The 22,663-nt window shown below is 43.7% G+C and carries 17 protein-coding genes; 2 read left to right on the top strand and 15 right to left on the bottom strand.

Annotated elements, in window-relative coordinates; translation table 11 throughout:
* Positions 1-61 precede the first annotated feature (61 nt).
* Together GJU82_RS15740 and GJU82_RS15735 are read left to right on the top strand one after the other, a co-directional pair.
* Positions 62-1,333 carry an arginine deiminase family protein gene (locus tag GJU82_RS15740; protein WP_153633025.1) on the top strand — a complete coding sequence of 424 codons (1,272 nt, stop codon included), beginning with the start codon at positions 62-64 and terminating at the stop codon, positions 1,331-1,333.
* Entirely contained in the window at positions 1,334-1,867 is a 534-nt protein-coding gene (locus GJU82_RS15735) for an RNA methyltransferase (RefSeq protein WP_153633024.1), read from the top strand.
* Positions 1,868-2,058: 191 nt separating this feature from the next.
* Here GJU82_RS15735 and GJU82_RS15730 read toward each other — a convergent pair whose 3' ends face one another.
* The 15 genes from GJU82_RS15730 to GJU82_RS15660 all read right to left on the bottom strand — a co-directional run bounded on the left by GJU82_RS15730 (position 2,059) and on the right by GJU82_RS15660 (position 22,583).
* A complete protein-coding gene (locus tag GJU82_RS15730; RefSeq protein WP_153633023.1) occupies positions 2,059-3,810 on the bottom strand; it encodes a tetratricopeptide repeat protein in 1,752 nt (583 codons plus the stop codon).
* Positions 3,811-3,919: 109 nt separating this feature from the next.
* Positions 3,920-4,555: a deoxynucleoside kinase gene (locus tag GJU82_RS15725; RefSeq protein ID WP_153633022.1), complete on the bottom strand. Its 636-nt coding sequence runs from the start codon at positions 4,553-4,555 to the stop codon at positions 3,920-3,922.
* Positions 4,556-4,606: 51 nt separating this feature from the next.
* The gene (locus GJU82_RS15720; RefSeq protein ID WP_153633021.1) at positions 4,607-6,724 is read right to left on the bottom strand and encodes a prolyl oligopeptidase family protein; all 2,118 of its coding nucleotides are present in this window, start codon (positions 6,722-6,724) and stop codon (positions 4,607-4,609) included.
* Between the two features lie 143 nt (positions 6,725-6,867).
* Positions 6,868-7,365, bottom strand: a complete 498-nt coding sequence (locus tag GJU82_RS15715) for a hypothetical protein (RefSeq protein ID WP_153633020.1) — start codon at positions 7,363-7,365, stop codon at positions 6,868-6,870.
* 90 nt (positions 7,366-7,455) lie between these two features.
* Positions 7,456-9,690, bottom strand: coding sequence for a polyribonucleotide nucleotidyltransferase (gene pnp, locus GJU82_RS15710; RefSeq protein WP_228488731.1), 2,235 nt, complete (start codon positions 9,688-9,690; stop codon positions 7,456-7,458).
* 87 nt (positions 9,691-9,777) lie between these two features.
* On the bottom strand, positions 9,778-10,047 hold the full coding sequence (gene rpsO, locus GJU82_RS15705; RefSeq protein WP_153633019.1) for a 30S ribosomal protein S15: 270 nt from the start codon (positions 10,045-10,047) through the stop codon (positions 9,778-9,780).
* Between the two features lie 166 nt (positions 10,048-10,213).
* Entirely contained in the window at positions 10,214-11,248 is a 1,035-nt protein-coding gene (locus tag GJU82_RS15700; RefSeq protein WP_153633018.1) for a TrkA family potassium uptake protein, read from the bottom strand.
* A complete protein-coding gene (locus tag GJU82_RS15695) occupies positions 11,235-12,512 on the bottom strand; it encodes a DUF2851 family protein (protein ID WP_153633017.1) in 1,278 nt (425 codons plus the stop codon). Before GJU82_RS15695 ends, GJU82_RS15700 begins: the two co-directional genes overlap by 14 nt.
* A 65-nt stretch (positions 12,513-12,577) precedes the next feature.
* Complete coding sequence (locus tag GJU82_RS15690) at positions 12,578-13,942, bottom strand: sigma-54 dependent transcriptional regulator (RefSeq protein ID WP_153633016.1); 1,365 nt, start codon at positions 13,940-13,942, stop codon at positions 12,578-12,580.
* Between the two features lie 300 nt (positions 13,943-14,242).
* On the bottom strand, positions 14,243-15,628 hold the full coding sequence (nhaD, locus tag GJU82_RS15685) for a sodium:proton antiporter NhaD (RefSeq protein WP_153633015.1): 1,386 nt from the start codon (positions 15,626-15,628) through the stop codon (positions 14,243-14,245).
* A 169-nt stretch (positions 15,629-15,797) separates the two neighbouring features.
* Positions 15,798-17,180, bottom strand: a complete 1,383-nt coding sequence (gene nhaD, locus GJU82_RS15680; protein ID WP_228488730.1) for a sodium:proton antiporter NhaD — start codon at positions 17,178-17,180, stop codon at positions 15,798-15,800.
* Positions 17,181-17,231: 51 nt separating this feature from the next.
* Positions 17,232-18,065 (bottom strand): orotidine-5'-phosphate decarboxylase, encoded by an 834-nt coding sequence (pyrF, locus tag GJU82_RS15675; protein ID WP_153633014.1) that lies wholly within the window; start codon positions 18,063-18,065, stop codon positions 17,232-17,234.
* An 89-nt stretch (positions 18,066-18,154) separates the two neighbouring features.
* Positions 18,155-19,240, bottom strand: coding sequence for a peptide chain release factor 1 (gene prfA / locus GJU82_RS15670; RefSeq protein ID WP_153633013.1), 1,086 nt, complete (start codon positions 19,238-19,240; stop codon positions 18,155-18,157).
* A 67-nt stretch (positions 19,241-19,307) separates the two neighbouring features.
* A complete protein-coding gene (locus GJU82_RS15665; RefSeq protein WP_153633012.1) occupies positions 19,308-20,480 on the bottom strand; it encodes an AIR synthase related protein in 1,173 nt (390 codons plus the stop codon).
* 96 nt (positions 20,481-20,576) lie between these two features.
* Positions 20,577-22,583: an OmpA family protein gene (locus tag GJU82_RS15660; RefSeq protein ID WP_153633011.1), complete on the bottom strand. Its 2,007-nt coding sequence runs from the start codon at positions 22,581-22,583 to the stop codon at positions 20,577-20,579.
* Between the last annotated feature and the right edge of the window lie 80 nt (positions 22,584-22,663).

Below are 22,663 nucleotides of genomic sequence, written 5' to 3'. Positions count from 1 at the left end.
ATATTTAACTATATTTGCCTCACATTAACACAAATGACACAACAACATTATTATAGCATCAATGAAAAAGTTTAATGTAAATGTCAGATCTGAAATCGGACAATTAGAGGGAGTTATTTTACATACTCCCGGGCAGGAAGTGGAGAATATGACGCCTCAAAATGCTGAGCGTGCCCTTTATAGTGACATACTTAATCTGTCAGTTGCCAGGCAGGAATATACCCAGTTAAAAGGTGTTTTGGAGAAAGTTGCCAATACCTTTGAAGTTAAAGATTTACTAACGCAAACCCTCCAGGATTCGCATGCAAAAGAGCGCATTATCAACCGCATCTGCGAACGTGAAGAAGCCTTTTGCGAAATAAGTGCCCTACACGATCTCCCTGAAGATGAATTAGCGCGACAATTGATCGAAGGCTCCATTTTAAAGCGTGATAACCTCACAAAATTCCTGAGTAAAGAGCGTTTTGCCCTCCGTCCTTTACACAACATCTTATTCACACGCGATGCCTCTATGACGGTGTATGATGAGGTGTTGATAGGGAAAATGGCCAGGCCGGTACGCGACCGGGAGGCACTGATTATGGCGGCTATTTTTAAAGACCATCCTATATTTGGGGTCAAAACCATTGATCCGATGATACCCATTAAAAACATACCGTCAAGCCAACATACAAGCATTGAAGGAGGCGATGTGGAAATCGCGCGCGATGATGTCATCCTGATTGGGACAGGCGTTCGCACGACTTCACAGGGAATTGATTACCTGATTGAATCTATCAAAGAGAAGAAAGCACCTACGAAACACATTATTGTACAGGAATTGCCGCATACACCTGAATCGTTCATCCACCTCGATATGACCTTTACCTTCCTGAACAAGGATGAAGTAATGATTTATGCTCCGTTGATTCTGGGAAACAATAAATACCAGACCATTCACATTACCATTGATAACGGCGAGGTAACCAGTATCAAACTCCGAGAAGATCTGCTACAAGCCCTGAAAGAAGTGGGTATGGATATGAGACCGATCCAGTGTGGAGGGACCAAAGACGACTGGACCATGGAACGCGAACAATGGCACAGTGGAGCGAACTTTTTCTCTATTGCTCCTGGAAAAGTAATTGGTTACGAAAGAAATAATTATACCATTGAGGAAATGAGTAAAAATGGTTACGACATTATTAAGGCTCAGGACATTATTGAAAACAAGGCCGATATTCGTGCGTCGAAGAAAGCCGTTATTACCATCGCCGGATCAGAACTTAGCCGGGGAGGTGGAGGCGCCCGCTGTATGACGATGCCAATAGGACGGAAAAAAGTAGATTGGTAGATGACAAGAAAACTGAAAACCAGCGAACTGGAAAGATTATCCATCAATGAATTTAAAGAGGCGGAAAAACTCCCGGTAACTGTTGTTTTAGACAATATCAGAAGCGGGAACAATGTTGGATCGGTATTCCGTACATCGGATGCCCTTCGCATCGAAAAAATCATCCTGTGTGGAATTACAGCTACTCCGCCCAACAAGGAAATTCATAAAACAGCTATCGGTGCAGAAAAATCAATTGATTGGGAGTACTGCAAAGGCACCGACGAAGTAGTCAAAAAACTAAGAAGCGAAGGATACAAAATTGTGGGAGTAGAGCAAGTAGCCAATAGCACCTTACTAACTGACTTCAATGCCACTAAAGAAGATAAAGTTGCCTTGATTTTCGGTAATGAAGTGAAAGGTGTGCAACAAAGAATTATCGATCTCTGTGATGAAAACATAGAAATCCCACAATACGGAACCAAACACTCATTCAATATTTCAGTGAGTGCGGGTATCGTATTATGGGATATCAGCAATAAAATGCGCCGGTAATTACTCCGGACATTACACATTCCAACAATCTTAAGGTGGATTCATTGTGTCCTTACACGATAATCCACCTTTTTTCTTTGAAAGAAATAAAGGTTTTACCAGGGTAGATGTAAAATACAGGTATAGAAATCTTATTCCGGAGTAGTAAACACTACTCCGGAATAGCTTCTGAACATATTTTCAATTGAGTATTACTCTACGATTGACTTGAACTGCTCGTCGTTGAAGTACTTCGCAAATTCCAGATCAACCTTTGCAATATCTTTATACTTGGCATCTTTGTTCACTGCAGCCTCCAGGCTATCGTACAAGAGGGTTGTCTTGGCAGTACGCGCACCGATGATGGCTTTCAGGTAATCACCCAGTGCAGATTCTTCTTCCAGGTTGTTCAATGTGCGGAGTGCACCGTTATTATCGCCGGTAAGCATCTGAGCAAGAGCTTTGTTGACAAAAGTTCCGTCACCAAAATATTTAACGGCTGCATCGTAGTCACCCTTCAAGATACTTACAGTACCCAGGTTGTAATTCACTTCCTGTCCGGCACCACTGGCTGCACTGAAAAGTTCCTGTGCTTTATCCAGATCCCCGTTCACCAAAGCTACACCTCCTAAGTTATTCTGAACGATTGCATTTTTCGGATCCAGTTTGTCAGCTTTCTCGAAGTTAGATTCAGCGTCGCCAGTATTACCCTGCATCATTTCAACAACACCCAGGTCGTTGTAGCCACGCCAATCTTCAGGGAACTGCCGAGTGAAACTGGTATAAATTGCTTTTTGCTTATTCAGGTCTTCAGTAAGTGAAGCAGCATAAATCAATTCTGCCTGGTTGAGCTTAGAAGGATCGGTGTCAGCCAAATTAGCTATTTCTTCATCGGTCTTACCAATCAAATCAACGCTGGCAATAATTTTTGAACGGCGCAGTTTCGGAAGAATTGTTTTTGCAATTTCCTGGAATGGGCCACTCAGATTTTTAATTTCACGCTCGCGAACTTCAGGATCCTGATACATCGAGAGTACACGCAGGATCATTTCTTTGTCCTGGATGTTGGATTTCTCCATCAGTTCTTTAAAACCTTCCCAGTCTTCAGGAGTGTACTTACCTTCAACTTCGGTTTCAACTTTATCTTTTTTCAGTTTTCGGTCAACAACCGTTGTTGCAGAACCTTCACGTTTCTCGGCCAACTTGGTGTTGAAACTTTCAGGACCGTCAGGAGAAGCATATGCTGAAACCATCACGCCTTTCAGATCTTTACGATCGGCTTCGAACGCATCTTTGATGTATTCATTCAGCTTATCCATATCTTCCTTCTTCAGCTGAGAGCCACGAACATATGCGCTATTGATGAGGTACATCAAATCAGCTTTATATTCATCAGGTACAACGCGCTGAAATTTATCAATTGCCGGATCATAAACACCAGTGGTATTTTTTCCTTTCTCAATACCTACAATTGATGCGGGTTTGTCTTCAACCAATGTTGAGGTCGCAATTACACCATCAGCAATCTTAACCGGATCGAAATCCAAAGATTGGTCTCCTTGTGAAGCGGTAATACGCACAACCAAGTCTGACTTACGCATTCCATCTACATAAGGTACACTCCCTTTATATGAGAAAGTTCCGCCATCGGTATAGCTAATCACCTTGTTGTTAGCTTCTACCTTCTCTCCCTGTAGTTTGTAAGGAGCATACGCTTTTTCTTCACCTTCGTAAGTCAGAACGGGAGTAGCCGTAATAGTAGCTTTCTTGTTAAAGAATTTTTCAGGAATGCGCCCCTGAATCTCAACGTCAACATTACCACCCTTTGTGACAAGCACTTCCGGGGTAACCGTGTAGTTGATTTTATCGGCATTCTTCTTCATTTTCTGCAGACTGGCACAGCTTGACAGCGTCATCGCGCCAACGAAGAATACGGCAACAGCCTTAAAATTGATTTTCTTCATGATGAACCTTTATTAATTTTCAAAACCAATTGTTCGACACTTTTCACAAAAGTAAAATCTTTTGTTAATTAAGAAAAGCTTTAGAACGTTTTTTTATTAATGAATCTAATTATAAAATTACTCTGTTTACCCCAAAATTATAGGACTTATGAAAAATAACGTCAATTAATTTTTCATAATCTGCCTGACTTTCCACGAAATCAATATTTCGGGTATCTATTATAACAATCGGGAAGCCATTTTGCTGACGAAAAAAGCGAAAATATCCTTCACTGATTTTTTTCAGGTATTTTTCATCAATTTCCTGTTCGTATTCCCGTCCTCTCTTCCTGATATTTTCAATCAGACGATTCTCAGGAAGATGAAGATAGACATACAAATCTGGCTTGGGGTGTTTATCATATATGATTTCAAAGAACTTACGATACAACTGATACTCATCTTCAGCGAGTGTATTCTGAGCAAAAATCAGCGATTTCATAAAAAAGTAATCAGCCACCGTCAACTGGTGAAAAAGATCGCGATCAGAAAGTTCCCGCTTCAACTGATTATATCGTTCGGCCAGGAAGGACAATTCAAGGGGGAAAGAATACCGCTCCGGATCTTGATAGAATTTCGGCAAAAACGGATTATCCGCAAATTTCTCAAGAATCAGTTTAGCCTGAAAATCCTGACTTATCCGACTTGACAATGAGGTTTTCCCTGACCCGATATTACCTTCTATAACCAAAAAATTTATATTCATACAAACCCGGGGTAAAAATTCCGGGAAAGATATCCAATAATTTGCGAAGGGTCAATTAAATTTTGGCCCGACCCCCATTTCATAAAGCACAAATGACCAGATATCGGTATACTCATCTATTATCTTTGACGTTGGTTTTCCACCTCCGTGTCCAGCCTTTGTTTCGATACGCACCAACGTCGGATTTTTGCCATCGTTATAATCCTGCATCCGGGCCATATACTTAAAGGTATGTGCGGGAACCACGCGATCGTCATGATCTGCCGTCAACGCAAGAATGGCCGGATAGTGACCGTCTTTTTTAATATTGTGATAAGGAGAATAGGCATAAAGGTACTTAAACATCTCCTCACTATCACCGCTGGTTCCATAATCACCAGCCCACGACCAACCAATGGTGAACTTATTATAACGAAGCATGTCCATCACTCCCACCTGCGGAATCGCTAAGCGGAATAAATCTGGTCGCTGATTGATGACAGCGCCTACCAGTAAGCCGCCGTTCGAGCCGCCCATCAATGCCAGATGATTGGTATCGGTATATTTCTTTTCGACCAGGTATTCCGCTGCCGCAATACAATCGTCGAAAACATTTTGCTTATGCATTTTGGTCCCTGCTTCATGCCAGGCTTCACCATATTCGCCACCTCCGCGTAGGTTAGCTACAGCGTAAACACCTCCCTGCTCGAGGAAAACCATTCGCGCTGGTGAAAAGTAGGGTGTCAGGCTAATATTGAAGCCGCCGTATCCATACAAAAGAGCCGGATTCATCCCGTCCAGTTTAGTCCCCTTCTTCATGAAAATGAACATCGGAACTTTGGTGCCGTCCTTGCTGACATAAAACACCTGCCTTGTTTCAAAATCATTTGGATTAAATTTCAACTCAGGTTGTCTGAATACTTTCGATTGTCCGGTTGCCACGTCATATTGATAAATGGTGTTCGGCATAGTCCAGGACTCAAAGGTGTAAAATGCTTCATTATCATTTTTATCTCCAATCAAAATGGAAGCGCTCCCCATTTCCGGGAGTTCAATATTTCCGATCAATTTGCCGTCGGCCTGGAACAGCTGTAATACGGTGTGTGCATCTTTCATATAGGAAGCACAGATTTTACCGCCAACAACCGATGCATCACTCAAGACGTCATCCGATTCAGGAATTGTTTCCAACCAGTTGGCTTCTTCCGGATGCCCTGGATCGATACTGACTAGCCGGTATCGCGGAGCCTTATAATTGGTCATTACCAGTAATCGTCCATCAACATCATCAATTACCTGAAACTCTTTGTCAAAAGCAGTATAAACAGGTTTCCATTCCGTCTTCTTATCGTTATTCGCCCTCACATAAAGCGAGTTGCCGATAGATGCCTCGTATTCGGTCAGATACTGAATTTTCTCATCCCTGGTTACGCTAATATCTGACATCCGCTTAGGATGATCTGGTGTATCATACACCATTTTATCGTCGGACTGCGAAGTTCCAACCCGGTGAAAATATACCCTGTGATATTCATTTGACTGACTCAACGCATTCCCGCCCTCTGGCTTTGGATACCTGGAATAATAAAAACCATCACCATCCCATCCAATACCGGAGAATTTAATCCACCGCAAATGGTCGGGTAATTTTTCTCCGGTTTTAATATCTAAAACATATCCTTCATTCCAATCGGATCCTGAACGGGCTATAAAATAAACCAGGTACTTTCCGTCGTTCGAAACCCGCGCCGCGCTTAATGCCACGGTTCCATCATCGGAAAGTTTATTGGGGTCAAGTAATGCTCTTGGTTCAGCATTTAGGTTATCCTGAACATACAGGACACTTTGGTTTTGCAATCCACTGTTCCTATAATAGAAGTACTTGCCTGCCCTTTTGAAAGGGGCTGAATATTTCGGATAATCCCAGAGGCCGGTCAGTTGTTTTCGAATATTATCCCGGTAGGGAATTTGGCCCAGAAAAGCATTGGTCACTTTGTTCTCTGCTTTCACCCATTTGGCCGTTTCTTCGGAGTTATCATCTTCCAGCCAGCGATATGGATCGTTTACTTTATGACCGAAGTAATCATCAACAACATTGTCTTTATGCGCCACAGGATATTTGATTTTCTGATTATTGGTACAGGAAATGGCGAAAAATGCCAGACCTGCAAGTAGTATGGGCCCTTTCACAAGTTCGGTATTAGATTATTTATTAAACAATTTAATTCTGTCTGGTATAAGCCAACAGCACATAATATACGCAAAGGTTTAATTCTTTGCAACTTAAACGAATAAAAAAGTTCAGTTATCTGTTAATTTCCGAAAATGAAGGCTTACAATAGCTTCTTCTTAGCTCTCATTTCATTGTCTTTACGACCGCCAAGCACATAACCAATCAGCATTCCAATCATCGTCCCACCAACAATGAAACCCCATTTCTGTCCGTGAAACAGCGCCAAATCGATTAACGCACCGACCAAAGCACCTGCAGGTAAACCAAGTGCCGACCACCGGTATGTATAATAATACGGCGGAAGGAAACCGTGTTCCTCCGTCATATGTGATGCAAGTGTTGACAATGCACGATCGAACTTTCGCCTCCTTTTTCCCGGATGTTTTACTGCGTCATTCATTCCGGCAATAGTTTCCCTTATTTCTGCATGCATTTCACGGCAAACCGGGCAACTAGCAGAGAATTCATCAAGCCGTTGAATATTGCGCCAAAACTCTTCAAGTCGGTAAAATCGTACATCTTTTCCCGATATACCTTTCAGGTTCTCACGAAAAAGATCCTCTGTCTCATTCAGCCATACTGATTCTTTCGCTTCCATATTGTATAAAAGATTGATTAAATATAGAAAAACTGGCAGAGATAAAAAAAGCCCGGTCATCCGGGCTCTTAAATATATTTTGAATTAAAGTTATCTGTCGTTGTCACGACGCGGGGGACGACGATCTCCACGGTTGCGGTCACGACCACCCCGATCTCCTCTGTCACCACGATCATTCTCGTTTCCGGTTCTCTCCGGACGAGGTAATAACGCTTTTCTCGACAGCTTCAATTTACCGGTACGCTGGTCGACCTCAAGTAGTTTGACTTCTACTTCTTCGCCTTCTTTCAGTACATCGGCAGGATTTTCAACACGTTTCCAATCAAATTCCGAAACGTGCAGCAAACCTTCCTTACCTGGCATAATCTCAACAAAGGCTCCAAATGAAACGATAGACTTCACTTTTCCCTTGTATACCTCACCGACTTCGGGTACGGCAACAATCGCACGTACACGCTCTAATGCAGCATCAATTGCTTCGCGGTTAGGAGCGCTGATTTCAACATATCCCAGATCATCCTTCTCTTCAATGGCAATCGTTGATTGCGTATCTTCCTGAATTTGCTGAATGATTTTTCCTCCAGGACCAATAACCGGACCAATCATTTCTTTTGGAATGGTGATGGTCACAATTCGCGGAACATTCGGTTTGTAATCTTCACGAGGCTCGTCAATCACTTCGAGAATTTTACCCAAAATGTGTTCACGTCCCTCTTTAGCCTGCTGTAAAGCCTGGGCCATTACATCGTAAGAAAGTCCGTCAACCTTGATATCCATTTGAGTAGCGGTAATTCCCTTCTCAGTTCCGGTCACTTTGAAGTCCATATCTCCCAGGTGATCTTCATCTCCCAGAATATCGGAAAGTATAGCAAATTTATCTGAATCCTTATCGGTAATCAGTCCCATTGCAATTCCGGAAACAGGACGTTTCATATGTATACCGGCATCCATCATGGCCATTGTTCCGGCACAAACCGTTGCCATTGATGACGAACCGTTAGATTCCAAAATATCAGATACAATACGCAGGATATACGGAAAATCATCCGGAATCATTCCTTTTAATGCACGGTGAGCCAAATTACCATGACCAATTTCACGGCGCGAAACGCCTCTTGGCGTACGGGGTTCACCAACTGAAAAGGGTGGGAAGTTATAATGCAACAAGAAACGCTCACGTCCCTGGACTGTTACATTATCAATAATCTTCTCATCCATCTTGGTACCGAGAGTCAAACTGGTCAGCGACTGAGTTTCACCACGAGTAAAAATTGCAGAACCGTGCGCTCCGGGCAGGTAGTTAACTTCACCCCAGATAGGCCGAATTTCGTTTGTTTTCCGACCGTCAAGGCGAATCTGCTCATCCAGAATCATCCGGCGTACAGCTTCTTTTTCCACATCGTGGAAATAACGGCCAATCAGGGTCAGCGGAATTTCTTCCTCCTTTTTCCCTTCACTGTATTGCTCAATGAATTCTTCCTTTACCTTGCCAAAGGCATCGTAGCGTTCCTGCTTATTTTGTATTGTTGCCCGGGCTACATCATATACTTTCTGGTAAGTCTCCTTTTTAACCAGTTCACGCAGCTCTTCATCATTTGTTTCGTGTGAATATTCACGTTTAACGACCCCAAGTTCAGCAGCTAACTCATCCTGAACTTTGCAATGCTGCTTAATGGCTTCGTGCGCAAATTTGATGGCTTCGAGCATTTCGTCTTCCGAGACCTCATCCATCTCGCCTTCCACCATCATAATGTTGTCATATGATGCCCCCACCATAATGTCGATATCGGCATTTTCCAACTGCTCTAATGAAGGATTAATGACAAGTTTTCCATCAACACGGCCGACACGAACCTCTGAGATAGCGCACTCAAACGGCACATCCGAAACAGCAATTGCTGCTGATGCTGCCAATCCGGCCAATGAGTCCGGCATTTCATCTTTCCCGGTTGAAATCAAGGAAATCATCATCGCTGTTTCAGCGTGATAGTCTTCCGGGAACAAAGGACGCAGAGCACGGTCAACCAGGCGGGCGACCAAAATTTCATCATCCGACGGACGGCCTTCCCTTTTCAGGAAACCACCGGGGAAACGGCCAGCAGCAGTGAATTTTTCACGATAGTCAACCGACAGGGGCATGAAATCAACGTCTTCTTTAGCTTCCTTTGCCGAAACAACAGTAGCCAACAACATTGTATCACCCATTTTAACCACAACCGATCCGTCTGCTTGTTTTGCTAATTTTCCGGTTTCTATGGTGATGGACCTTCCATCGCCAAGATCGATTGTCTTCTCAATAGCTTTATACATAAATCTCTTCTTCAAACAATTAATAAGTTTAAAACAAATGGGTGGGCCTTTTTAAAAATACCTTGAAAGGCAATTTGAAAATTGCCTTTCAAGGTCGTTCGTTTATCTACGAAGATTAAGTTCTTTCAGAATTGCACGATAACGCTCAATATCTTTTCTTTTCAGATAATCGAGTAATGAACGGCGTTTACCTACCAAACGAATCAGTGCACGCTGAGTACTGTAATCTTTGCGGTTCTTTTTCAGGTGCTCGGTCAAGTGGCTGATGCGATATGAGAATAACGCAATCTGACCTTCCGTTGAACCGGTGTTGGTAACACTTTTGCCGTGCTTTTCAAAAATCTCTTGTTTCTTTTCTGATGTTAAATACATTTTCTATAGATAAATAGTGTGATACAATCATTACACCGCAGTATTCGCGCCCGATAACAACCGTGTAACATTATTTGCAAAATCAGCCCCAAAAGTAAATAAAAATATTGAAAACTGGTAATCTTTGATTGTGAATATTATATTTAAACCATTTGACTGACAACCGCTAAAGCGACCCGGTTTTTTGTTCCAAAAACTCCTGCAATCCTGCTACCTGGCCGTGTGATCCGAGAACGAATAATTTGTCGCCCCGATTTAATATATGTCCAGGCCCCGGATTGAACACATATTTGCCTTCGAAGTTCTTCAATCCCACGATAGTAGCTCCGGTAATATTTCCCATTCGTAAATCACCAATGGTCCTTCCCTCATACTCTTCGGCCATCCGGCTACACGGAACTTCCGTCAGGCTTACGGATCGATTTCGCTGAAGCAGCACATATTCCACAAACTCCACGACATCAGGTTGGGTCACCAAACGGGCCATACGTTGTCCTCCCATTCGCTCAGGCATGATAATGTTCGTCGCTCCGGCCCGGCGAAGTTTCATATCTGATCCAATTTCCGAAGCACGACTAATAATGAGCAAATTCGGGTTCATACTTCGGGCGGTCAACACCACAAAAACATTGTCTGCATCGTTTGGCGTGGTGGCTATCAAAGCTCTTGCATGATCGATACGTGCCAATCGGAGATCATCCTCATGGGTGGCATCTCCCCTCACGTACAAAAGGTTGGGATCTTCCCGAATGCGCCCTATCACATTATCGCGCTTTTCAATTATAACAAAATGTTGATTATGGTCCATAAGTTCCAAAGCCGCCTGTTCGCCATTCCGCCCGAAGCCACAAATAATCACATGATCGGTCAGTTTCTCAATTTTCTTGTTCACACGATTCGTCTTTAAATAATTAATAAACTCACCATCCAGAAAAAAACGCACCAAACTGGACCCCACATAGGCAATATTACCCAGGGAAAAGATAATCAAAATCGAGACAAATATTTTACCGGCGGATGATAAAGGCTTCACCACTTCGAACCCCACTGTTGAAACGGAGATAATGGTCATATAAAACGCATCAACAAAGTTGAGATCTTCGATGGACATAAACCCAAGGATGCCGAAAATTATCAACCCCAACATGAGGACAATTCCTATGCGTAATGTTCTGTAAGTTTCTTCCTCAAAGAGGTTCATGCAAGATTATTTTATGCCCGATTCCGCAACTAAGACATTGCTTTAACGCGCAATACCGGCTTTTTAAATGCAATAATGCCTGTGATTCCAATGCATTGTCAGCTTCAATTCCGGCCAACTTCCATTTTCGTATCACCATATTGTCTTCTGCCGGCAAGTCTTCCAGCAGTTGCAGTGCCCTGTTTTTCAAATATAGTTTATTTTGGTGTTCTCCATATAGAAAATAAAAGGGAACCAATACATTTATCACCAACAACCGAAAAGATTGTTCTCCCAGCTTTTTCTCCCGAACAGGAGATTCCCGGTTAAAATGATAATGCATGTCCCAGTATGGCGAAGCAACTACCTGAAACCAGCCTCGTATTTCATCAATATTTCTTGCCTCCAGTAACTTCCCGAGCAATCCTTGTGAATTATAAATCAACCGGGCAAACTGAGCTAACCGGATCGTTGGAAAATTGACCGGCCTCATTCGCATGAATTTCCAAAGATGCCCTGCAATGGGTTTTAATGAATATTTCGTTGCCAGGAACCGGTATTCCTTTCTCAACGAAAGATAATAATCATCCGCAAACAGTTCTTCCCCTAACAGTCCGGACTGACCAAAGAGTAATGCTTCGGTTTGCTGTAACGAATCATGATGGTGAGCCAGGATCTTCTGCGGTAACGAACGGGCCAGCATTTCAAAGGGCTGAGCATTTTCCTTAAATCCGAAACCACGGGCCAGCATCCGGTAGAATGTTTCTCCCCAGTCGCCATTTGTATCCCGAAGTATCTCATTAACCATTTCTGATTTCTCTTTCAGACGTTCAATCATTACACCGTTTAGAAAAAACTTCACCCGAAAGGGATCGACCCGGAATAACCGGGAAGCACAAGCCACCCAATCCTTGCTTTCCGTAAGTTCATGATAATTCTCCTCAATGGCACCGGCCCATTTCAGAATAAGAGTAGGAAGTTCGACATCCAGCGTATTTATAACAGGCTCATCATACTCAGCAACTACGTGTAGTATGACATTGTTATAGGCTTGATCCTTGTCATGGCCATGACGTTTCCAATCGGAAGATTTACGGTGAAGTTCAACGCTGCCAACCCATAAAGTACCATCGATACGGATACGTGCATCAGAGAAATCAGGGCCCGCATGTAGATTATGGATTCCAGGTTGAAGGATTTCAATTGGTTCCCCGTTAATCGTTTTTAGCTGGCGTGACTGATAAAGACGGTGTTTCCAAATAAAATGAAGAAACTCTTCTTTCATATGGCTGGTGGATAATATTCCTCAAATTACAAAATTCCAGCCATATTAACCAAGCATAATAATTTTCAAAGCTTGTATTTGCGGATTTTATTGTAGAGCGTTTGGCGGGTAATTCCCAACTGGGCAGCAGCAGCGCTGTGATTATTTTTATGCCGTTCCAGCGCCTTTTTAATCATCGATTTTTCCATCTCCTCAATGGTATCCGGGATCTTAAACAATTGCGATTGTGCCACAGGCCTAAACCTGAAGTCTTCAGGGCGCAAAACTTCTTCTTCACACAGAATAACCCCTTTTTCGATGGTAAGCTTTAGTTCGGATATATTTCCCGGCCACTGATTAAGTTTCAATTCTTCAAGCGTACGAGCACTCATTCGGAGTGGCCCTTTATGGTATTTGGCACACGACTGTGAAATAAAAAAGTTGGCTATATCTTCAATATCTTCCACCCGATGCCGTAACGCCGGAATTTCGATTGCTTTGGATGAAAGACGACGATATAGCTCCTCATGAAAAACACCTTCTTCTACCAATGATTTTAAATCCTCAGCTGTTCCGAGCAATAATTTTACATTTACCGGAACGGATCTGGATGCTCCAACCGGCTCTACCACAGCTTTTTCCATGTAGCGTAAAAATTGATCCTGTACAGAGAGAGGTATTTTTGCAACTTCCGGAATATAAAGTGTACCGCCTTCTGCAAGTTGGAATTTCCCGGGAAGATCCGGGTCTGCGGTCGGATAGTTCCGTTTCTTCACACCAAAGAGATAACCACCCAGTTCGGTTTCTCTTTCGAGCAAATGGTTTGCTTCGAGAAATAATTCATTCCGACGGGATGATTGATTGTGAATATAACGCGCGACCGTTTTCTTTCCACTTCCAGTCTCTCCCTGCAGTAAGATAGCATCGGGAGTGTCGATTACACCTGTTATGGCGTACATCATCCGATTGTAGGGAACGGAACTTCCCTGGATGACCGGTTTGGATTGCAGTAGCTCTTTCCTTATCCCGTCAAAACGCGATTCAACCAGTTCGCAGCGCTCTTTCATCAGCTTAAGCTGCACGATAGAGCGAAGAGAAGCAACAAGTTCCCGTGTATTTACCCGCTTGAAAGCAAAGTTGGCCGCTCCCTCCTCAATAGCCCGCTCGCCCAACATTACATCCTCTTCTTCCAACAGAATAACCACCTCAATTCGCGGATTAATCCGTTTAATTTCACGCAACCAGTAAAGGCCACGTTCCTCCCCTTCTCTGACTCCCGAAAAATCAACGTCTAAGATCGCCACATCGGCTTTTTCGGTCTTTAAATAAAACGGAAGCAGGTTCGGATTTGAAAAGGATTTAACCGATTCAAAATCCATCCTGAGCGCCATCTCCAATGCACCGCCCGGACCTTTACCGTCATCAATGATTAATATTCGACCTACAGACATTTAATTATCTATTTCTAACAAAGATACATCCACTTAGGCCTGGGAGCAACCTATTCTGTAAATTTTTTTTACACCTTTATGGGTTTTGTTCCTAACTATACTACTTATCTTACAGTATGTTAATTTCGTCATTATGAAATAGATCAACTTAACCATCGAGCCAATAGTTGTTCTATTAGGAGTTTGTTTATTTTTCTCCTGTTCTTCATCCAAAATGGACAAGCTCAATACCAGTTCTATGCAGAAAAAGCCGGAAAGTGAATTAAATACAATTAAAAATTATAAGGACGGGAAAATATCTTAAAATATAACGGATTGCACGTAGTAGGTACCTGCTCCAGCTAAATATCCCAGTAACGCGATCCAGGAAATCTTACGGGCATACCAACCGAAATGAATCTGTTCCATACCCATCGCTGCGACACCGGCGGCCGAACCAATAATTAGCATGGAACCCCCTGTACCGGCACAATACGCAAGGAATGTCCAGAACTGACCATCCTGTACGAAATCTGCCAGATAACCTTCAGCACCGGTAGGAGCAATACCATACATTCCCATGGCTCCCGCAACCAGCGGCACGTTATCAACAATGGATGAAAGCGCTCCGATAAATAAATTAATGCCAAAGATATTTCCTACATGAACATCAAGGAACCTGGATACAATATCGAGATGACCTGCAGACGACAAGCTGGCTACTGCAGTCAGAATACCTGCAAAGAATAGAATGGTCGGAGCATCGAGGTTACGAACAATCCGGCTCACGCTCAGCATACGTTTATCCTCGTGAGAACGATTCTTCAACATTAAATCAGTAATCAACCAGATTACCCCTAAACCAAGCAACATCCCCAGGTATGGAGGCAGATGGGTGATGGTTTTAAACACCGGCACGAATAACAGCGCACCTACTCCCAGAAAGAAAATAAACTTCCGTTCTCCTGGCGAGGTAAATTCCCTCGTGTCTTCGTCTGTCAATTCCGGCCGTTCTGTCTCACCCTTCATAAAGATCGAAGCAATAATGAGTGGCACCAGCATACTGACCAAGCTGGGCAAGAATACTGATTTAACAATATGTCCTGTTGTAATCTGTTCACCAATCCACAACATTATTGTTGTTACGTCACCAATAGGCGACCAGGCGCCTCCGGCATTAGCCGCAATAACAATCATACTGGCAAAAATCCACCGGTTTTCGGGCTTTCGCAGAATTTTCCTGGTAAGGGTAATCATTACGATGGTGGTCGTCAGGTTATCCAACACGGCCGACATGAAGAAGGACAGAATAGTGATTAACCACATCAGCTTAACACGATCGCGGGTCGTAATCTGATCGGTAATTACACGGAATCCCTGAAAACGGTCTACCACCTCGACAATCCCCATGGCACCAAGCAGAAACAACACGATGGATGAGATTTCGGAGAGGTGATCGAACAGTTCGTGTTCGGTAACAAACTCTCTCACAACCTCCGGAGAGGTGGATTCGGGGTGTTGTGAAATAAACTCGTGCCAACTGTGACTGTAACCTAACGAAAGAATATCAGGCCCACCGATGGCATACACGGCCCACATAAGCGAGCCAATGATTAAGGCTGTGCCTGCTTTATTTATTCGTATCTCGTGCTCAAAAATAATTCCAGCATATCCCACGAGAAAAATAATTGCCATTAATTCAAACATTCTGCAAAAGTTTAGTTTAGTAACAACTTATTATACATGGTAAAAGTTTGAACATTACTCAGAAATAAAACGTTTCAAGGTGGTATACATTATTTCCGGCACTCTTTTTTCTTCCTTGCCAGCGACGGGAGATAACACTGCGACCCTCTATATTTAGTGTTTTATTTCACTAAAGTCCGAAATAAAAAAGTGCGGCTCCCGCCAAATAACCCAGAAATGCCAAGCCTGACATTCGTTTAAAATACCATCCAAAACTGATATTTTCCATACTCATGGCAGCTACCCCGGCAGCTGAACCAATAATCAACATCGACCCTCCGGTCCCCGCTGTGTAAGCCAGGAATGTCCAGAAATCACCATTTACTATAAACGTTGAAAGATAACCGGTTGCACCCGGCGAAGCAATGTCATACATTCCCATGGAAGCCGCAACAAGTGAAGCATTGTCGATTAACGAGGACAACATCCCGATTAACATATCAATACCATAAATGTTTCCTACGCCACTATCCATTTTCATGGCGACCAGGTCAAGTAAACCTGATGAAGACAAAGCTGCAACCGTAGTCAAAATACCTGCGTAGTAAAGAATTGTCGGTGCGTCGAGCTGACGAACAATTCGGCTTACACTCAGGATTCTTTTATCCTCGTGCGGATGGGCCCGCAACATGATATCCGTTGTAATCCACAATACTCCCAGCCCCAACATCATTCCCAAATAGGGTGGTAAGTGAGTAAAAGTTTTAAATACAGGAACAAATACCAATGCTGCCACGCCCAGCGCCAGGATAAACCTTCTTTCCCACGGAGCTGTAAATTCCTTTGATTCTACTCCTGTATCTTCGGGCCCTTCATCCGAACCTTTTACAAAAAATGAAACAATAATCAACGGAACCAGGATGTTTGCCAAACTGGGCAAAAAGATGGCTTTAATGATATAGGCTGCCGTGATCTGTCCGCCAATCCAGAGCAGGATGGTGGTCACATCACCAATCGGAGACCACGCTCCACCTGCGTTAGCTGCAATCACCACAATACTGGCAAATATCCACCGATCCTCGGCTTTGTTTATCAGCTTCCGGATGAGTGAAATCATGACAATGGTAGTGGTCAGGTTGTCGAGCACTGCTGACAGGAAGAATCCCAACAGGCCAAGTACCCAAAGCAGTTTTACCTTGTCCCTGGTTCTAATTTGCTCGGTCAAAACTCTGAACCCCTGGAAACGGTCGATGATCTCAACAATTCCCATGGCTCCGAGCAGGAAGAGCAAAATACTCGCCGTATCGGACAAATGGGGCAACAACTCATGATTGACAATAAAGTTATTGAGTACCTCTTGGGTTATCGGACCATTAAATTCGGAAAGATAATTATGCCACGAGTGACTGTACCCCACCGAAAGGATTTGGTCGCCTCCTGCCACATAAACAATCCAAATTATAACACTCATTATGAGTGCCGAAGCCGCCTTGTTCACTTTGATTTCATTCTCAAGGATAATTCCGGAATATCCAATGAGAAAAACCAATGTCATCACAATCACCATTACCATATCAAACGAGTCAGTTTGCAGCCCTATAAATCGCTCAGTTTAAGTTAACGTTTATATCAGCTTGTGTAGTTTTAGTATTTCTTTCATTTCAGCCGCTACTTTCAGTGCGTTTTCCCTTGCCTTTTCTGCAAAATCCTCGCCATCCGAAGCGTATATAATTGCCCTTGATAAATTCACCAGCAATCCACATCGCCCGTTCATTCCGTATTTTGAAACCTCTGCCAGGCTTCCACCCTGAGCCCCAACACCCGGTACCAGTAAAAAATGATTTGGGATAATTTGACGTATTCCGGCCAGTTCTTCTGCTTTGGTGGCACCTACCACATACATCATGTTTTCGTTGGTCCCCCATTGACTGGAAGTATTCAAAACCTTTTCGAATAATTTCTCCCCGGTCTCCTTATCTTCCATAAACTGGAAATCAAAGGCCCCTTTGTTGGAAGTAAGCGCCAGCAAAACGACCCAACGATCGAGGTAAGTCAAAAATGGTTTTACTGAATCTTCACCCATGTAAGGAGCTACCGTAACAGCGTCAAAATCGAGGTGGTCAAAAAAGGCCCGGGCATACATCGAGGCAGTATTGCCAATATCCCCCCGTTTGGCATCGGCAATGATAAAAATATCAGGATAATTATGCCGAATGTAGTTGGCCGTTTTTCCCAGACTGCTCCAGCCCTGCACTCCCAGCATTTCATAAAAAGCTAAATTCGGCTTGTAGGCGACTGCCACATCAGCTGTGGCATCAATAATTTCTTTGTTGAAAGCAAATACCGGATCAGTTGCGTCAAGTAAGTATCGTGGAATTTTTCGGATGTCAGTATCCAGTCCTACACACAAGTATGAACCTTTTCGTTTGATGTTTTCAAATAATTGTTCGGTATTCATTCCCTGAAATTTTAGCGCGAAGTTAATTTTATTTAGAATTAATCTACTTTCTAATTTTAAGTATCTACAAAAAGATTGCAACTGATATCTTACAGCTCGCTCTCCTTCAATCTTTGTGCATTTTCTTCAACGCGCAGCTTATCGATTACTTCCTCAATATCGCCATCCATAATGGCGGAGAGATTATAAAGTGTTAAACCAATTCGATGGTCGGTAACACGTCCCTGGGGGTAGTTGTAGGTACGTATTTTTGCTGAACGATCTCCAGTCGAAACCATGGTTTTTCTTCGTGATGCCACATCATCGAGATACTTCTGGTATTCCATGTTGTAAATCCGGGAACGCAATTCCGTCATGGCTTTGTCCAGGTTCTTCAACTGCGATTTTTCATCCTGACAAGTTACCACAATGCCGGTAGGAATATGGGTTAAACGAATGGCTGAATAGGTAGTGTTCACACTCTGCCCGCCCGGACCTGAAGAACAGTAAGTATCTTTCCGAATGTCGCTTTCCTTCACCTCCACATCAAACTCTTCTGCTTCGGGAAGAACGGCCACGGTCGCTGCAGATGTATGAACACGTCCCTGCGTTTCGGTTTGTGGAACGCGTTGAACGCGATGCACCCCGGACTCATATTTCAACACTCCATATACACCTTCACCGGAAACCCTGGCCACAATTTCCTTGTAACCGCCCGATGTACCTTCGGTGTAGTGCGTAATTTCAACTCTCCAACCCTTTGCATCGCAATATTTGGAGTACATGCGGAATAGGTCGCCGGCAAAAATGGCAGCTTCGTCTCCCCCGGTTCCACCACGAATTTCCAGGATGGCATTTTTACTGTCTTCCGGATCAGCCGGAACCAAAAGCAACTTGATGTTTTCTTCCATCTCATCCACTTTAGCCTCGTTGCTTTCCAATTCTTCACGGGCCATTTCCCGAACATCTTCGTCACTTTCTTCGGCCAACATTTCGCGGGCATCCTTAATGTTCTGAAGTACCTTTTTGTATTCTGAAAATGCGTTTACCAGCGAATCAAGCTGTTTGTATTCCTGATTCAGCTTGACGTACCGTTTCATATCCTTCATCACGTCCGGGTCGGTAATTTGCTTACCAACTTCTTCAAAACGTATTTGGATACTTTCAAATTTATCTAAAAGTTTGTTATATGACATAGTTTGTAGCGTTTTGGCATTTTTCCCCATTAAAATAATCTCATTGTAATAAATTAATCATGGGTAACTAATGGTATGCAAAAGTGCCAAATGCCGATTGAATGGTTAGTTTCTTGCCTTCATGTTTTCCAACACGCCCAACAATTTGCGCATCAATATTAAATTCTTTGGCTATCGCGATAATGCTTTCAGCAACATCAGGCCCTACATACAGCTCGAAACGATGCCCCATATTAAATACCTTGTACATCTCCTGCCACTCGGTTCCGCTTTGTTCTTTGATGAGCTTAAACAGCGGAGGGACCGGAAACATGTTGTCCTTTACCACATGCACATTATCGACAAAATGCAGTACCTTGGTTTGTGCCCCGCCCGAACAATGAATCATCCCGAAAACCCGGCTTCTGTATTTCTCCAGTACTTTGCGAATAACCGGTGCATAGGTACGCGTTGGTGAAAGCACAAGCTTGCCGGCATCCAGGCCTACATTTTCGATGGCATCCGTTAATCGGCATCCGCCAGAATAAACCAAATCGTCCGGAACAGAAGGATCGAAACTTTCGGGATATTTTTCGGCCAGGTAATGGGCAAAAACATCGTGGCGGGCTGATGTCAATCCGTTGCTGCCCATTCCTCCGTTGTATTCTTTCTCGTAAATGGCTTGCCCTGAAGAAGACAACCCGACAATTACATTACCCGGACGGATGTTATCGGCTGAAATCACATCTTCGCGTCTCATCCGGCAGGTAACCGTAGAGTCGACGATAATGGTACGGACCAAATCGCCCACATCGGCTGTTTCACCACCAGTCGGATAAATGGAAATTCCTTGTTCGCGCAGTTCTGCACATAATTCTTCCGTTCCTTTAATAATAGCCGAAATCACTTCGCCGGGAACATTGTTCCTGTTACGCCCGATGGTGGATGAGAGCAGGATATTGTCGGTAGCTCCCACACAGAGCAGATCATCCAGGTTCATGATAATGGCATCCTGTGCAATGCCTTTCCAAACCGACAAGTCACCGGTTTCTTTCCAATAAAGGTAGGCCAGTGATGATTTGGTCCCTGCCCCATCAGCATGCATAATGTTGCAATAATCGGGATCGCCGCTCAGGTAGTCCGGAACTATTTTGCAGAATGCTTTCGGGAAAAGTCCCTTATCGATGTGCTTGATGGCGTTGTGCACATCTTCTTTCGATGCCGAAACACCACGCCGGTTGTATCTGGTATCGCTGCCCATAGCTGAAAAATAGATTTTGCCAAAGGGCCAACGCCCTCCGGATGAAAAACAGCCGCAAAATTAATATCTTTTTAGACTTTCACCTTTAACAAATTGTTACTCCTTGGGTGACGGTGCAAATTTCTCACGATAATCCGTCGAAAGCACCCTGAATTCGGTGCGACGATTAATTTGATGGCAGCTTTCCTGCTCTTCTTCGGTTGGTAATTGGTTAATGAAATCGCAGGTTAGTTCATCTCCTCTTTTCAGGAAACTGTATTTCTCAGCCAATTTCCGGGTAACCGTTTTGGGTGCCGTTTCCCCATAACCTTTGGCAAGCAGCCTGACTGGAGAGATACCGTTTGCCACCAGGTAATTCACAACTGATTCTGCCCTCTTCTGCGAAAGCTCGAAATTGAATTGTGCCTCACCGCGGCAATCGGTATGCGCCATTAATTCGATAGTAACTGTCGGGTTTTGTACCAGGATTTGTACCAAACTGTCAAGCGCATTTTTCGATTCAGGCAACAGATCCCATTTTCCGAAATCGAAGTAGATATTGTCGACCCTAATCGGGGCACCGGTTGGAGTGAGTGCCAGGCTAACATCAAACGTTTTGCTGTCCTTCAAGCCAATGGTTGTTTCATTGGCTTTGGCATTGAGGTAGCCTTTCTTGAAAGCAGCCACCACATATTCTGTTTCCGGATTAAGTCTGAATTTGAACTTTCCGTTATCGGCATTTAACCGCAACATGGTCCCATCAGTACCGATCAAGCGAATGGTCGCGTTCCTCAGCCGATTGCCGGTTTCCTTGTCAACCACATCTCCATCGATTTCAAAAATCTTCGGCGGAAGCACAAACGAGAAAATATCATCACCACGGGTACCTTTCCTATTGGTCGAAAACAGCCCCCTGTCCTCTCCGGGAATAAAATAGATGGCAAAATCGTCGCCTGGTGAGTTGATGGGCGCTTTCATATTCTCAACTTTCCATTGCCCTTTGTCATCCTTCACGGCTTTAAAAATATCGAGCCCACCCATTCCCACACGGTAATCGGAAGAGAAATACAATTCCCCGTTATCGCGGATAAACGGAAACATTTCATTCCCGGGCGTATTGATGGCCGGTCCCATGTTTTCGGGTTTTCCCCAGGCTCCGGGAGTTCCTTTTGCTTTCCAAATATCTTTACCGCCCATACCTCCAGGCATATCCGAAACGAAATAAAGCGTCCTCCGATCAGCTGACAAGGACGGATGAGCAATCAACAAGGTATCGCCTACCAGTTCAACCCTAACCGGCTCCGACCATGTTCCTCCGGTCTCGGAACTGGTGTATATTTCCGCTCCCATCGACTTGGTTTTGTCGTAGCGACAGCGGGTAAAAAACATGGTTGTCCCACGCGAACCGAAAGATGCTGCTCCTTCGTCATCACCTGTATCAACAGTCAGATTCTCATCAACCAGCGCTGGCTTTTCCCAACGACCTTTTTGCTTGTCGTAATAGGAGTGAAAAATGTCACCGTAAAGGTGTCCGGTAATCGGGCTATCACGACGTCCGGTTGCGCCTTTGCGCGAAGAGGTGAACACAACCTGGTTTTCATGGCCTCCGGGATATACTCCGGCATAATCGCTGGACTTTGAATTCAATGATTTTAAATCTTCTATCTGAAAACGAGTTGGATTTTCCAGCCACCTGGGCGTCCTGTCACACGATGCAATCCCGTTCAATGCATGTTGATCGCCGGGCTGCGACTTAAGATACAACTGATAATTGGCAATTGCCTCATCATATTCCTCATTGGCCCTCAACACATCGGCATAATGAAGAATTGCAATGGGATCGGAATAACCACGGATAATTGCTGTTTTGTAAAAACCGGCGGCTCGTTTATACTCCCCAATGTATTTATAGGCTTCAGCAATATGAAACTGAATCTCGGCCTTTACTGCCCGGTTTTTGGTCTTTCGATAGGTTTTCCGGTACTGCTCAATGGATCGATAATACTCCCCTATTTCATAGGATTTATTTGATTTTGACAATTTCCGGGAGGCCTTGCATCCACCTAACACAATCGTCAACATCAATACCGATAAAAAAACAAACAAAGAGGAATTAAATTTCATCGATCAGGAATTATGAGCCGTAAATTTATACCTTTTCCGGTTAACGTAAAACCCTTACGGCTATTTGACAACATCTCAAG

The organism is Prolixibacter sp. SD074 (assembly GCF_009617895.1).
Classification (GTDB): Bacteria; Bacteroidota; Bacteroidia; order Bacteroidales; family Prolixibacteraceae; genus Prolixibacter.
The sequence above is the reverse complement of the archived record's forward strand: the minus strand, read 5'-3'. Positions and strand labels throughout refer to the sequence as shown.